The following is a 13,315-nucleotide window of genomic DNA, read 5'->3' on the forward strand; positions in this document are numbered from 1 at the left end:
CGGCTCGGTCGACCGGGCCGGACAGTCCGACAGGTGACTACCGAGTCGCGACGGCCTGCTCGGCCGCGGCCAGCCACTCACGCCACTGCGCCGCCTGGGCCTCGGCCTGCTCGGCACGGCGGTTGTCGCCAGCCGCGCGGGCCTTGGCGGCCTTCGACTCGAACTCCTCGACCCGCTCGCGGAACTGGGCCGCGCGGGCCTGGGCCTCCGGGTCGGTGCGGCGCCACTGCTGATCCGCCGCCTGGCGAACCTTCTCCTCGACCGCGCGCAGTCGGCCTTCGAGCTCACGCACGCGCTCGCGCGGGACCTTGCCGATCGACTCCCAGCGCTCCTGGATGCGGTGCAGCTGCGACCGGGCCGCGTCCAGGTCCGACGTGGTGATCTTCTCGGCCTCGACCAGCAGTTCTTCCTTGGCCTTCGCGTTGTCGGTGAACTCCGCGTCGCGCTCGCTGAACGCCGCCGACCGGCGGGCGAAGAACTTGTCCTGCGCCGCGCGGAACCGCTGCCACAGCGCGTCGTCCGAGTCCTTCGGCGCCCGCCCGGCCGCCTTCCACTCGGTCATCAGCGCCTTGTAACGACCGGCCGTCACGCCCCAGTCGTCGGAGTCCGACAGCTGCTCGGCCTCCTCGACCAGTTCCTGCTTGCGGGCCTTGGCGGTCGAGCGCTGCCGGTCGAGGTCCGCGAAGTGCGAACCGCGCCTGCGGTTGAAGGTGTCCCGCGCCTTGGAGAACCGCCGCCACAGCTGCTCGTCGGTCTTCCTGTCGACGCCGCGGATGGTCTTCCACTCGTCCAGGATCGTCCGCAGCCGGTCACCCGCCGCTTTCCACTGGGTCGACTCGGCCGCGATCGACTCGGCTTCCTCGGCCAGTTCCTGCTTGCGCGCCACCGACGCCGCCCGTGCTGCCTCACGGGCCACCTTCGAGGCCTCGATGGCCTGCTTGGCGTGCGCCAGGACGTACTCGACACGCGCGTCCAGCGCGGCGAGGTCGCCGACCACCGCCGCGTCGACCAGGCTCTCCTTGATGTGCTTCGCGCTCGTCAAGGACTGCTTCGGGTCGCCGGCACCGGAGACGATCCTGGCCTCGAGCAGTTCGACCTCGGTGCGGATGTCGTCGAACCGCCGCGCGAAGTGGGCGAGCCCCTCCGCGGGTTCGCCCGCCTGCCACGAGCCGACCGACCGCTCGCCGTCCGCGGTCTTCACGAAGACCTGGCCGGACTCGTCCACCCGCCCCCACCTGCTCGGGTCGGTGGACGCCACCGGAACCGGCGCCGGTGCCGTGAGCTCCGTGGCTGCCGGCTCGGCCGTGGGGGCCGGCTCAGCCACAGCCACCTCCGGTGCCTCGACCTCAGCCACGTCCGTGCTCTGGGTTGTTTCCCTGTCCGTCATCGCCGGCTCCTCCTCGCCTGCGTGCCCGCGCCTCCCACGGGCGCCCCGTCGTTCGCCGGGGCCCAGCAACCTGGAATCCCGCTCGCCGAGGCGACAGGTTCCGCGCGCATTCAAACAGGTCAACGCCCGAGTCGGAACCACCAGGCTCAGTCCGGGCCATCCTAGTAACGTCTCACAGCGTGATCGTCCGCGCCGCTGTCGTGCCGTATCCACCTCTTCTGGTGCCCGAACTGGTCGTCGCGGATGTGGCGGAAGTCGCCGCGCTGCGCCGCTCGTGCGTGGCCGCCGCCCGTGCACTGGCGGCGAGTTCCCGCAGGTGGATAGCGGTGGCGCCGGGGTTCGGCGAGGTCCCCGGCGATGCCGTCGGCACGTTCCGCGGGTTCGGGGTGGACGTCGCGGTCCGGCTGAGCGAGGACACGGAGGGTGACTTCGACCCGGATCTGCCATTACCCGCGTTGATAGCAGGATGGTTGCGAGAGCAAGCAGGTGTACGCGGTGTGAGCGTCCAGTTGGTCCCACCGGATGCGACGAGCGAACAGTGCCGTGCGCTGGGCGGACGCCTCGCGGACAGCCCGGACGATCCAATTGGACTGCTCGTGCTCGGTGACGGCTCCTCGAGGCACGGTGAGCGGGCTCCCGGCCGCCCCGACGAGCGCGCGGGCGACTTCGACAACACCGTCCAGAAAGCCCTCAGCGACGCCGACCAGGCCGCGCTGCTGGCGATCGACCCTGCCTTGGCGGCCGAGCTCGGTGCGGAGGGCAGGGCCGCGTGGCAGGTCCTCGGCGGGCTGCCGGGGGAGTGGCAGTGCGTCACCAGCGAGCTGATGGTGCCCTTCGGCGTCGCCTACCATGTGGCTGTCTGGGAGCCTGTCGAGCTGTGACCACTCCCATCGCCGTCGTCGGCCCCACCGCGACGGGCAAATCCGACCTGGGGATCGCGCTGGCCGAACGACTCGGCGGCGAGGTGGTCAACGCTGACGCGTCCCAGCTCTACCGCGGCATGGACATCGGCACCGCGAAGGTGACCCGAGCCGAACGCGAGGCCGTGCCGCACCACCTGCTCGACGTGCTCGACGTGACCGAGACGGCCTCGGTGGCCGCGTACCAGCGGCACGCCCGGCGAGCCGTGGAAGAGATCCAGGCGGCGGGCAAGGTGCCGATCCTGGTCGGCGGCTCCGGGCTGTACGTCCAGGCTGTCGTGGACGAACTGGAGTTCCCCGGCACCGACGCGGGCATCCGGGCGCGGCTGGAATCCGAACTGGCCCGCGTCGGCGCGCCGTTGCTGCACGAACGGCTCGCCACGCGCGACCCGATCGCCGCGGCCGCGATCCTGCCGAGCAACGGCCGACGCCTGGTCCGCGCGCTCGAAGTGATCGAGCTGACCGGTCGCCCGTTCTCCGCGACCATGCCCAAACCCGGCCCCGCCCGGTACGGCACGGTCATGGTCGGGCTGGACCGCGAGCCGGACCTGCTGGACGCCCGCATCGACGACCGGGTGCGGCGGATGTTCGCCGCGGGATTCGTCGACGAGGTCCGCGACCTGGAGCGAGCCGGTCTCCGCGACGGTCTGACGGCTTCTCGTGCACTCGGCTACCAGCAGGTCCTCGCGTCGTTCGACGGCGAGTACGACCTCGCCGAGGCCACAGCACTGACCGCGCAGGGCCACCGGCGGTTCGTGCGCAGGCAGCGGTCGTGGTTCCGGCGTGACAAGCGGATCACCTGGCTGGACGCGGGCGCCGCGAACCTACTGGACGAAGTGCTCCGGCTGGTGACCCCGTAACCTGGGACAGGTGCGGGACATCGAATTCCTCAAGGGACACGGCACCGAGAACGACTTCGTGGTGTTGCCGGACCTCGACGGCACCCTGGACCTGACCGCGGCGCGTGTCCGTGCGCTCTGCGACCGCAACCGCGGTATCGGCGCGGACGGCGTGCTCCGGGTGGTCAAAGGCGCCGCGGTCGAGAACGCGCCGTCTGATGTGGACCCTGAGGGTTGGTTCATGGACTACCGCAACGCCGACGGGTCGATCGCGGAGATGTGCGGCAACGGCCTGCGCCTGTTCGCGGCCTACCTCGTCGACGCCGGTCTGGTCGACGCGGGTGACTTCGTCGTCGGCACGCGGTCCGGGGCGAAGCCGGTGCGCACGCACGAGGACGGGTCCGTGACCCTCCACATGGGACCGGCGCGGGTGTTCGGCCGATCACAGGCGACCGTGTCCGGCGAGGCGTACCCGGGTGTCGCGATCGACGTCGGCAACCCGCACCTGGCGTGCCTGATCGACAGCGACCCGGCGGACCTGGACCTGACCGTGCCGCCGGGCCACGACCCGGTGTTGTTCCCGCACGGCGTGAACGTGGAGCTGTTCCGCCGCAAGGGCCCGGACGCGATCCAGATGCGCGTGCACGAGCGCGGGGTCGGCGAGACCCGGTCGTGCGGGACGGGCACGGTCGCCGCGGTGGCCGCGTTGCTGCACATGGTGAACGAGCCGACCGGAGCGTCCTATGTGGATGTGCTCGGTGGCAGGGTCCGTGTCGAGATCACCGAGGACGGCAGCACGCTCACTGGCCCTGCGGTGCTGGTTGCCCGTGGACAGCTGGATCCGCGGTGGTGGGACTCGGCGTCCTGACCGTCGTCCGGATCGGCGAGAAGATCAGCGGCAGCGAGCACAGCGCCAACCCGACGGCGGCGACCCACAGCGCGCCACGCACGCTGATCAGCTCACCGAGCACGCCGCCCGCCAGTGAGCCGAGCGGGAACGCCCCCCAGATCATGAACCGCATGCTGGCGTTCATCCGGCCGAGCAGCCGGTCCGGGCAGATCGACTGGCGGAAACTGACCTGTGCGATGTTGTGCACGGTGACGCCGTAACCGACACCGAGCATGCCTATGACCGTCAGCCACACGGTCCACCCCGGGTAGGCCAACGGGATCAACAGCTCGAACGGCGCGATGGCCACCAGCGACACCCAGATCGCGCGGGCGTTGCCGATCCTGCGGTACCACCAGTTCGCGGTGACCGCGCCCAGCGCGCCGCTGACACCGCCGACCGCGAGCACGAGCCCGACTTGAGCACTGCTCAGGTGCAGGTCCTTGGCGAGGAACAGCACCATCGCGGCGGTCTCCATCTGGAAGAAGAACCCCGCCGTGGTCCCGGCCAGCGCGATCGCCCGCAGCATCTTGTTGTGGAAGACGAACTTCAGGCCCTCCAGCACCTCGGTGCGCAGCTTGCGCCCCGGTTCGCGCACCGGCCGCGGCTCGACCTTCTTGATCCGCAGCAGGAACAGCCAGGACGCCACGAAGCCGAAGCCGACGGCCGCGGTCGAGTTCGCCGCGCCGACCAGTGCCGCGAGCCCGCCGCCCGCCGCGGGGCCGGAGATCAGCGCCACCTGCTGGCTGGCCTGCAGTTTCGAGTTGCCGTCCAGCAGTTGGTCCCGGTTGACCAGCGTCGGCAGGTACGACTGGTACGACACGTCGAAGAACACCGTGCACACGCCGACCAGCAGGCCCACGACGATCATGTGCGGCAACGTCAGGACCCCGGCCCACCACGCCACGGGGATGCTGAGCATCAGCGCCGCCCGCGCCACGTCCGCCCGCATCATCAACGTCCGCCGCCGCATCCGGTCCACCCAGACCCCAGCGGGCAGGCCGATCAGCAGGAACGCGGCCGTCTCGGCGGCCGTGAGCACGCCCATCTCGAACGGTGTCGCGCCGAGAACGGTCACGGCGACGAGGGGCAGCACCGTCTGACCGATGAACGTGCCGAACTGGCTGATGGTGTCGCTGGCCCAGAGCTGGCGGAAGTCGTGGTGGCGGAATAAGGACACCCGCCCACCTTGCCGCACCCGGCGCCGCGTTGGGAACGAATCGGGGGGTTCGCGGCGTTGTAAGAGGTGCCGCGGCAGGAACGATAACCAGTCGGCGGATTCCACCGCACGTGCGACCATGGACGGGCAACATAGCTACTACAGGTAAGGACAGGGCTTACTCAATGACGGAAGACTACGCGGAAGAACTGGTCTCGACGGGGGATTTGGAGCTCGAGGACCGTTCCGCGCTACGTCGAGTGGCCGGGCTGTCCACCGAGCTTTCCGACATCACCGAGGTCGAGTACCGCCAACTGCGACTCGAACGGGTGGTTCTTGTCGGGGTGTGGACCGAGGGCACGGCGGAGCAGGCCGACGCGTCGCTCACCGAGCTGTCGCGGCTGGCCGAGACGGCCGGGTCCGAGGTCCTCGAAGGGCTCATCCAGCGGCGTGACCGGCCGGACCCGGCCACCTACGTCGGTTCCGGCAAGGTCGACGAGATCTTCCAGACCGTGCTGGCGACCGGCGCGGACACGGTGATCTGCGACGGTGAGCTCTCACCCGGTCAGCTCCGCCAGCTCGAGGCGCGCCTCAAGGTCAAGGTGATCGACCGGACCGCGCTCATCCTCGACATCTTCGCGCAGCACGCGCGGTCGAAGGAGGGCAAGGCCCAGGTCGAGCTGGCCCAGCTGCAGTACCTGTTGCCGCGACTGCGCGGCTGGGGTGAGTCGCTGTCCCGGCAGGCTGGTGGCCGTGCGGGCGGCGGCAACGGCGGTGTGGGTCTGCGTGGCCCCGGTGAGACCAAGCTGGAAACCGACCGGCGGCGCATCCGCGCCAAGATCTCCAAGCTCCGGCGGGAGATCGCGGCGATGTCGGCCGTGCGGGAGACCAAGCGCGGCCGCCGGGTGGCCAACGAGGTGCCGAGCGTCGCCATCGCGGGCTACACCAACGCGGGCAAGTCCAGCCTGCTCAACGCCATCACCGGCGCGGGCGTGCTGGTCGAGGACGCGTTGTTCGCCACGCTGGACGCGACCACGCGGCGGTCCCAGACCCCGGACGGGCGTACGTACACGCTGACCGACACGGTCGGGTTCGTGCGGCACCTGCCGCACCAGTTGATCGAGGCGTTCCGGTCCACCTTGGACGAGGTCGCCGACGCGGATCTGCTGGTGCACGTGGTCGACGGCTCGGACGACAACCCGGAGTGGCAGGTCAACGCGGTGCGCGAGGTGCTCAACGAGATCGTCGAGCGCAACGACACCACGATGCCACCGGAGATCCTGGTGGTGAACAAGATCGACGCGGCGGACGAGCTGCAGTTGGCGCGGCTGCGTCACCTGCTGCCCGGTGCGCTGTTCGTCTCGGCGCACAAGGGCACCGGGCTCGACGAGCTGCGTGAGCACCTGGCCACGGCGTTGCCGAGGCCGGACGTCGAGGTCGATGTGCTGGTGCCGTACGCCCGGGGCGAGCTCGTGGCCAGGGTCCACCGGGAGGGTGAAGTGCTCGCTGAGCGTCACACCCCGGATGGGACCCAGCTGCACGCGAGGGTGAACGGTGACCTGGCCGGGGCATTGGGCCAGTTCGCAAGCAACGGCGCCCCCGCCTGACGCGTCTACTGATGGTGATCGGTGTACGGAGGGCTTTGGCGTGGGGAGGCGCCTTGGCTCTGGCCGTGGCGCTCTCCCCGGTCACGGCGGCACACGCGGCGGACCCGGTTGAGCGCTGCGTGCTCAACAACAAGAACATCGGGGAGCTGTCCGGCCTCGCGTCGGACGGCTCCAAGATGTACGCGACCAACGACGGCGGCACCAAGCTGACCGTCTTCGTGCTGTCCAAGGACTGCAAGCTCGAGCGCACCATCACAAACAAGACCGACCCGTTCGACGTCGAGGACATGGCGCGAACCAAGGACGGCACGCTCTGGCTCGCGGACACCGGGGACAACGGCAAGAAGCGCGACACGGTCGCGTTGCACGCGTTGACGCCGGACGGCAAGACGACGTTGTACCGCTTGTCCTATCCGGACGGCCAGCACGACGCGGAAGCATTGCTGATGGACCAGAAGGGCGTGCCGCACCTGGTCACCAAGGAGCCGTTCGGCGCGGCCCAGGTCTACCGGCCGGAAGGCCCGCTGCAGAGCCCTGGCCCGGTGAAACTGGCCAAAGTGGCCTCGGTCGACTTCAAGAGCACCGACACGCCCGGCGGTCCGACCCAGATTCCGCGCGCCATCGGCTCGATCCTGGTGACGGGCGGCGCGGTCAGCCACGACGGGAAAGTCGTGGCGCTCCGGACGTACACAGACGCCTATCTCTACAGCGCCCCGGACGGTGACATCGTCGCGGCGCTCAGCCGTGAACCCGTACGCGTTCCGCTGCCCAACGAACCACAAGGCGAGACCATCGCGTTCGAGCCGGACGGCACTTTGCTGACCGGCTCGGAGGGCGTCGGCCAGCCGATCAGGGCCATCGCAGGTGCGACCGGCATGGTGTCGGCGGACCCCAAACCAGGCGCCAAGCCGGGGAATTCCGCCGGTGCGGCGGGAGACACCAACGCCGCACCAGCCACTGAGGACTCCGGGTTCCCCACGTGGCTGGCCGTCGTGATCGGCATGGCCGTGGTGCTGGGCGGCCTGGCCTACCTGGGCCGCAAAGGAACCTCCCGCTAAGTGGTCGTGACCACCAAGCCGGGCTACAGCCGCCGCAGGACCGCGACGACCTTCCCGAGGATCGTGGCCTCATCGCCGGGGATCGGGTCGTACGCCTCGTTCTGCGGCAGCAGCCAGACGTGCCCGTCGCGCAGCTTGTACGTCTTGACGGTGGCCTCGCCGTCGATCATCGCCGCGACGATCTCGCCGTTGTCCGCGACCGACTGCTGGCGCACCACGACCCAGTCGTCGTCGGCGATCGCCGCGTCGATCATCGAGTCGCCCGCGACCTTCAGCAGGAACAGCGAGCCCTCGCCGACGATCTCCTTCGGCAGCGGGAAGACGTCCTCGACGGCCTGTTCGGCCAGGATCGGGCCACCGGCGGCGATCCGGCCGAGCACCGGGACGTACGCGGGCGTGGGCGCCGGGGTGTCGTCGCCGGCCAACTGGGCCGCGTCCGCGTCCGGCGGCAGCACGCCGATCGCCCGCGGCCGGTTGTGGTCCCGGCGCAGGTAGCCCTTCCGCTCAAGGGCCTTGAGCTGGTACGCCACCGAAGAGGTGGACGTGAGGCCGACCGCCTCGCCTATCTCGCGCACGCTCGGTGGGTAGCCGACGCGTTCCACCCAGGCTCTGATGACCTCGAGCACCGCGCGCTGCCGCGGCGGCAGGGTGCCCGAATCCAGGTCCTCGGACTGTTCCGGGAAGGGACGGACGTTGTCGCCCTGCTCTGGTGTCTTGCTGCGCTGCGGCACCGCTTCCGCCTCCAAAAATCCTCGCCCACCTGTGGGCGAGCTCGATCATCTTCACCGACCGTAGTCCGCTTCGACCAGGAGATCAAACACCTGTTCGAGGGACACGCCGAGCGGATCTCGATTTTTGTCGGTGGTTGGTGGTACACATTCGCACGAACGTTCGATCGAACCGATGTTCGATCCGAAAGTCGTGCGAGGAGGATACGACATGGCGGCCCCGGTACGCACCAAGATCGACCTGTCGCAGCTGGACACCCCCCGGCCGGTGCTCCACCTGGTGCCGCCGTTGCCGGAGGTCGAGGAGCCCACGCCGGCGAGGAGTCCCGGGCGGACGCGCGTCGCCGAGCCCAAGGCGCCCCGCCGGGCCGAGCGGCGCAGGCCCTCGCATTCCCGTGTGGCCGCCTGCACCCCGGCGATCCGGCGCCGCAGGCGGGTCGCGGCCGCCATCCTCATCGGGCTCGGGATGTTCCTCGCGGTGCTGGGCTTCGGCAGCCTCGCGGGCGCGCTGACGGCGGACGTGGTCCCCGACCGCACGGCGGTCGTGTGGGTGCAGCCGGGCGAGACTTTGTGGGACGTGGCCGAGCGATCGGCGCCCGGCTACAACACCGAGGCCGTGATCGCCCGGATCCACGAACTCAACGAGATCCCCGGCAACACCGTCCTCGCCGGACAGGCCCTGCAGGTCCCGTCCGCGCCCTGACTACGCCAGGCGCGCCGCCGCGCCGCGTGTCTGTGCCCCATGGACGTCGCGTCGACGTCTGTTGATGTCCTCATGAAAGTCGCGCCGACGGTCGACCGGGAGAGGGTCGACCGCGCGTTGGCTCCGGTTGACCTCGCCGACGGGCCTCACCGTCGTATTCCCGCCGCGTGCCCCCGGCCGCGGGAACGAGCGGAACCACGGTCGGACCGCGTCCGCGAGAGATCGACACCACCTCTGTGCTCGCGCCTCGCGCGCACCCCCACCCGCCAAGTGGATCGCCGCGCGGGTGTCCTAACGTGTGCGCGCACCGTGGGCGGCCGCTCGTCCTGAGGTTCCCTCGAACGGCTGATTGCGGAGTTCGTGTCCACTCCGAGTGTGGTGCTCGCCACTCCGACTCCCCGACCGGGGGAGACACGCCGTGTCGACTTGCATCGGGTAGGCCTCGGGCATACTGTCACCCCAACATCTAGTAGTTACACCGCTGTATTTAGTCCACAGGTTGGGGCTGGAGTCGGACGGGTTGTCCACGCTCCATCCACAAGTCGATCACCAGCCAGGCTGTTGCGGTGACGCACGGGTGTTGCCAGGTCACTGTCAGTGAGAAGGGGGGAGAGCGATGAGGTGCCCGTTCTGCCGGCACTCCGACTCTCGGGTCGTCGACTCGCGTGAGGTCGACGAGGGACAGGTGATCCGGCGCAGGCGGTCGTGCTCGAGCTGCGGCCGCAGGTTCACGACAGTCGAAGAGGCTGTGCTGGCCGTGGTCAAGCGCTCCGGCGTGACCGAGCCGTTCAGCCGCGACAAGGTCGTCCGCGGCGTCCAGCGCGCGTGCCAGGGCAGGCCGGTCGACGAAGACGCGCTGCAGCAGCTGGCGCACCGGGTCGAGGAGACGATCCGGTCCGCGGGCGCCGCCGAGATCCCCAGCCACGAGGTCGGCCTCGCCATCCTCGGGCCGCTGCGTGAGCTCGACGAGGTCGCCTACCTGCGGTTCGCCAGCGTGTACCGCTCGTTCACGTCCGTTGAGGACTTCGAGAAGGAGATCGCGGACCTGAAGGAAGCGATCGCCAAGCGGTCGGAGGCGGGCGAGTGAGTCGCCGGGCCCGGCCGAAGAACAGGACTACGAAGAAGAAATCGCTCGGACCGGATCGGACGGGAACCCCGGCCGTGGCCGCGCCAGTTATCGCGAGTGTTGAGGGAGAGGGACTGGTCATGACGGAGACGGTTGGCGTTCCCGCCGGGGGAGATCAGCAGGTCAAAGGCCTGCGGATGGAACGGGTCTTCACGACCGAGGGAGTGCACCCGTACGACGCGGTCACGTGGGAACACCGCGATGTGGTGATGACCAACTGGCGTGACGGGTCGGTGAACTTCGAGCAGCGCGGCGTCGAGTTCCCCGACTCCTGGTCGGTCAACGCGGTCAACATCGTCACCAGCAAGTACTTCCGCGGCGCGGTCGGCTCCCAGGTCAGGGAGAGCAGCCTGCGCCAGCTGATCGACCGTGTGGTGAAGAAGTACGTGGCCGCCGGTGTGGAGCACGAGTACTTCGCCACGCCGAAGGACGCCGAGATCTTCGAGCACGAGCTCACCCACATGCTGCTGCACCAGGTCTTCAGCTTCAACTCGCCGGTCTGGTTCAACGTCGGCACCGCGTCACCCCAGCAAGTCTCAGCGTGCTTCATCCTCGCCGTCGACGACACCATGGAGTCGATCCTCAACTGGTACAAGGAAGAGGGGCTGATCTTCAAGGGCGGTTCCGGCGCGGGACTGAACCTCTCCCGGATCCGTTCGTCCAAGGAGCTGCTGTCCTCCGGCGGCACCGCGTCGGGCCCGGTGTCGTTCATGCGCGGTGCCGACGCGTCCGCGGGGACGATCAAGTCCGGTGGCGCGACCCGCCGCGCGGCCAAGATGGTCGTGCTCGACGTGGACCACCCGGACGTCGAGGAGTTCATCGAGACCAAGGCCAAGGAAGAAGCCAAGATCCGTGTCCTGCGTGACGCGGGCTTCGACATGGACCTCGGCGGCAAGGACATCACCTCGGTCCAGTACCAGAACGCCAACAACTCGATCCGCGTGTCCGACGAGTTCATGCACGCGGTGGAGAACGACGGCCAGTTCGCCCTGCGGGCCCGCGGCACGAACGACGTCATCGAAGAGGTCGGCGCCAAGGGTCTGTTCCGCAAGCTGGCCAAGGCCGCGTGGGAGTGCGCGGACCCGGGCATCCAGTACGACAGCACGATCAACGACTGGCACACCTGCCCCGAGTCGGGCCGGATCACCGCGTCGAACCCGTGCAGCGAGTACATGCACCTGGACAACTCCAGCTGCAACCTCGCGTCACTGAACCTGATGAAGTTCCTGCGTGAGGACGGCACGTTCGACGCGCAGACCTTCGTCAAGGCCGTCGAGTTCGTCATCACCGCGATGGACATCTCGATCTGCTTCGCGGACTTCCCGACCGAGCCGATCGCGGACACCACCCGCAAGTTCCGCCAGCTGGGCATCGGGTACGCCAACCTCGGCGCGCTGCTGATGGCGACCGCGCACGCGTACGACTCCGAAGGCGGCCGTGCGCTCGCCGCGTCCATCACCTCGCTGATGAACGCCGTCGCGTACCGCCGTTCCGCCGAGCTCGCCGGTGTCGTCGGCCCGTACGACGGCTACGCCCGCAACGCCGAGCCGCACATCCGCGTGATCCGCAAGCACGCCGCGGCCAACGACCTGATCCGCACCCTGGCCGAGGACGACACCACGATCCAGCGCATCGCGGGCGAGGAATGGCGCCGTGGCCTGGAGATCGGTGTCAAGGACGGCTGGCGCAACGCGCAGGCGTCCGTGCTCGCGCCGACCGGCACCATCGGCCTGATGATGGACTGCGACACCACCGGCATCGAGCCGGACCTCGCGCTGGTGAAGTTCAAGAAGCTGGTCGGCGGCGGCTCGATGCAGATCGTCAACCAGACGGTGCCGCGCGCGCTGAAGTCCCTTGGCTACCAGCAGGAGCAGATCGAGGCGATCGTCGAGTACGTCTCCGAGCACGGGCACGTCGTCGACGCGCCGGGCCTGCGCCGCGAGCACTACGAGGTGTTCGACTGCGCGATGGGCGAGCGCTCGATCGCACCGATGGGGCACGTCCGGATGATGGCCGCGGTGCAGCCGTTCATCTCGGGTGCGATCTCCAAGACGGTGAACATGCCGGAGGCGGCGACGATCGAGGACGTCGAGGAGATCTACTTCCAGGGCTGGAAGCTGGGCCTGAAGGCGCTGGCGATCTACCGCGACAACTGCAAGGTCGGCCAGCCGCTGTCCGCGGGCAAGGGTGCCAAGGGCGAGAAGGACGCGGAGAAGGAGACGGTCGTCGAGTACCGGCCGGTCCGCAAGCGCCTGCCGAAGAAGCGCCCGTCGCAGACGGTCTCGTTCACCGTCGGTGGCGCGGAGGGCTACCTGCACGCGGGTTCGTACCCCGACGACGGCCTCGGTGAGATCTTCGTCAAGCTGGGCAAGCAGGGTTCGACGCTGGCAGGCGTGATGGACGCGTTCTCGATGTCGATCTCGGTGGGTCTGCAGTACGGGATCCCGCTGGAGTTCTACGTCTCGAAGTTCCAGAACCTGCGTTTCGAGCCCGCCGGCATGACCGACGACCCGGACGTCCGGATCGCCACCAGCGTGCTGGACTACCTGTTCCGCAGGCTGGCGCTGGACTACCTGCCGCTGGAGAAGCGCGCCCAGCTGGGCATCTACACAGCGTCCGAGCGTTCGGCGCAGGTCAACAGCGACTACGGCTCGTCCGATGTGGACCTGGAGGGCATGCGCTCGACGGTGGAGTCCGCCACGGCGGCGGCCCCGCAGCCGAAGGCGGAGATCGAGAAGGCACACAGCTCGACCGAATTGCTCGAGCTGCAACTCGGCACCGTCGCCGACGCCCCGCTGTGCATGACCTGCGGCACGAAGATGCGTCCCGCCGGCTCCTGCTACGTCTGTGAGGGCTGCGGCTCCACCTCCGGCTGCAGCTGACAGCCTCGACTGAGAAC

At 69.2% G+C, this 13,315-nt stretch carries 11 protein-coding genes; 8 read left to right on the forward strand and 3 right to left on the reverse strand.

Annotated features, from left to right (window positions below):
* Nucleotides 1–37 precede the first annotated feature (37 nt).
* A complete protein-coding gene (locus ALI144C_RS26120) occupies nt 38–1,387 on the reverse strand; it encodes a DUF349 domain-containing protein (protein ID WP_083753387.1) in 1,350 nt (449 codons plus the stop codon).
* 179 nt (nt 1,388–1,566) lie between these two features.
* On the opposite strand from ALI144C_RS26120, the gene ALI144C_RS26125 reads away from it, so the two are divergent.
* From ALI144C_RS26125 to dapF, 3 genes are read left to right on the forward strand one after another with little or no spacing between them, the layout of a single operon-like run.
* Nucleotides 1,567–2,268, forward strand: coding sequence for a hypothetical protein (locus tag ALI144C_RS26125; RefSeq protein WP_076989806.1), 702 nt, complete (start codon nt 1,567–1,569; stop codon nt 2,266–2,268).
* The gene (gene miaA, locus ALI144C_RS26130) at nt 2,265–3,167 is read left to right on the forward strand and encodes a tRNA (adenosine(37)-N6)-dimethylallyltransferase MiaA (RefSeq protein ID WP_076989807.1); all 903 of its coding nucleotides are present in this window, start codon (nt 2,265–2,267) and stop codon (nt 3,165–3,167) included. The genes ALI144C_RS26125 and miaA overlap by 4 nt, the downstream gene beginning before the upstream one ends.
* Nucleotides 3,168–3,177: 10 nt before the next feature.
* Complete coding sequence (gene dapF, locus ALI144C_RS26135; protein WP_143230872.1) at nt 3,178–4,014, forward strand: diaminopimelate epimerase; 837 nt, start codon at nt 3,178–3,180, stop codon at nt 4,012–4,014.
* Here dapF and ALI144C_RS26140 read toward each other — a convergent pair.
* Nucleotides 3,947–5,215: an MFS transporter gene (locus tag ALI144C_RS26140; protein WP_237774315.1), complete on the reverse strand. Its 1,269-nt coding sequence runs from the start codon at nt 5,213–5,215 to the stop codon at nt 3,947–3,949. The genes dapF and ALI144C_RS26140 overlap by 68 nt on opposite strands.
* Before the next feature lie 164 nt (nt 5,216–5,379).
* On the opposite strand from ALI144C_RS26140, the gene hflX reads away from it, so the two are divergent.
* On the forward strand, nt 5,380–6,801 hold the full coding sequence (gene hflX, locus ALI144C_RS26145) for a GTPase HflX (protein WP_076989810.1): 1,422 nt from the start codon (nt 5,380–5,382) through the stop codon (nt 6,799–6,801).
* Between the two features lie 11 nt (nt 6,802–6,812).
* Entirely contained in the window at nt 6,813–7,859 is a 1,047-nt protein-coding gene (locus ALI144C_RS26150) for a hypothetical protein (RefSeq protein WP_441297574.1), read from the forward strand.
* 23 nt (nt 7,860–7,882) lie between these two features.
* Here the strand turns inward: ALI144C_RS26150 and lexA are convergent, their stop codons facing one another.
* Nucleotides 7,883–8,521 (reverse strand): transcriptional repressor LexA, encoded by a 639-nt coding sequence (gene lexA, locus ALI144C_RS26155; RefSeq protein ID WP_225955367.1) that lies wholly within the window; start codon nt 8,519–8,521, stop codon nt 7,883–7,885.
* Nucleotides 8,522–8,798: 277 nt separating this feature from the next.
* Between lexA and ALI144C_RS54645 the strand changes: the two genes are divergently transcribed.
* From ALI144C_RS54645 to ALI144C_RS26170, 3 genes are all read left to right on the forward strand, one after another.
* Nucleotides 8,799–9,290: a LysM peptidoglycan-binding domain-containing protein gene (locus ALI144C_RS54645; protein WP_143230873.1), complete on the forward strand. Its 492-nt coding sequence runs from the start codon at nt 8,799–8,801 to the stop codon at nt 9,288–9,290.
* A 616-nt stretch (nt 9,291–9,906) separates the two neighbouring features.
* On the forward strand, nt 9,907–10,377 hold the full coding sequence (gene nrdR, locus ALI144C_RS26165; protein WP_076989811.1) for a transcriptional regulator NrdR: 471 nt from the start codon (nt 9,907–9,909) through the stop codon (nt 10,375–10,377).
* A gap of 119 nt (nt 10,378–10,496) precedes the next feature.
* A complete protein-coding gene (locus ALI144C_RS26170) occupies nt 10,497–13,298 on the forward strand; it encodes a vitamin B12-dependent ribonucleotide reductase (RefSeq protein ID WP_076989812.1) in 2,802 nt (933 codons plus the stop codon).
* Nucleotides 13,299–13,315: the final 17 nt, after the last annotated feature.

The organism is Actinosynnema sp. ALI-1.44 (assembly GCF_001984155.1).
Classification (GTDB): Bacteria; Actinomycetota; Actinomycetes; order Mycobacteriales; family Pseudonocardiaceae; genus Kibdelosporangium.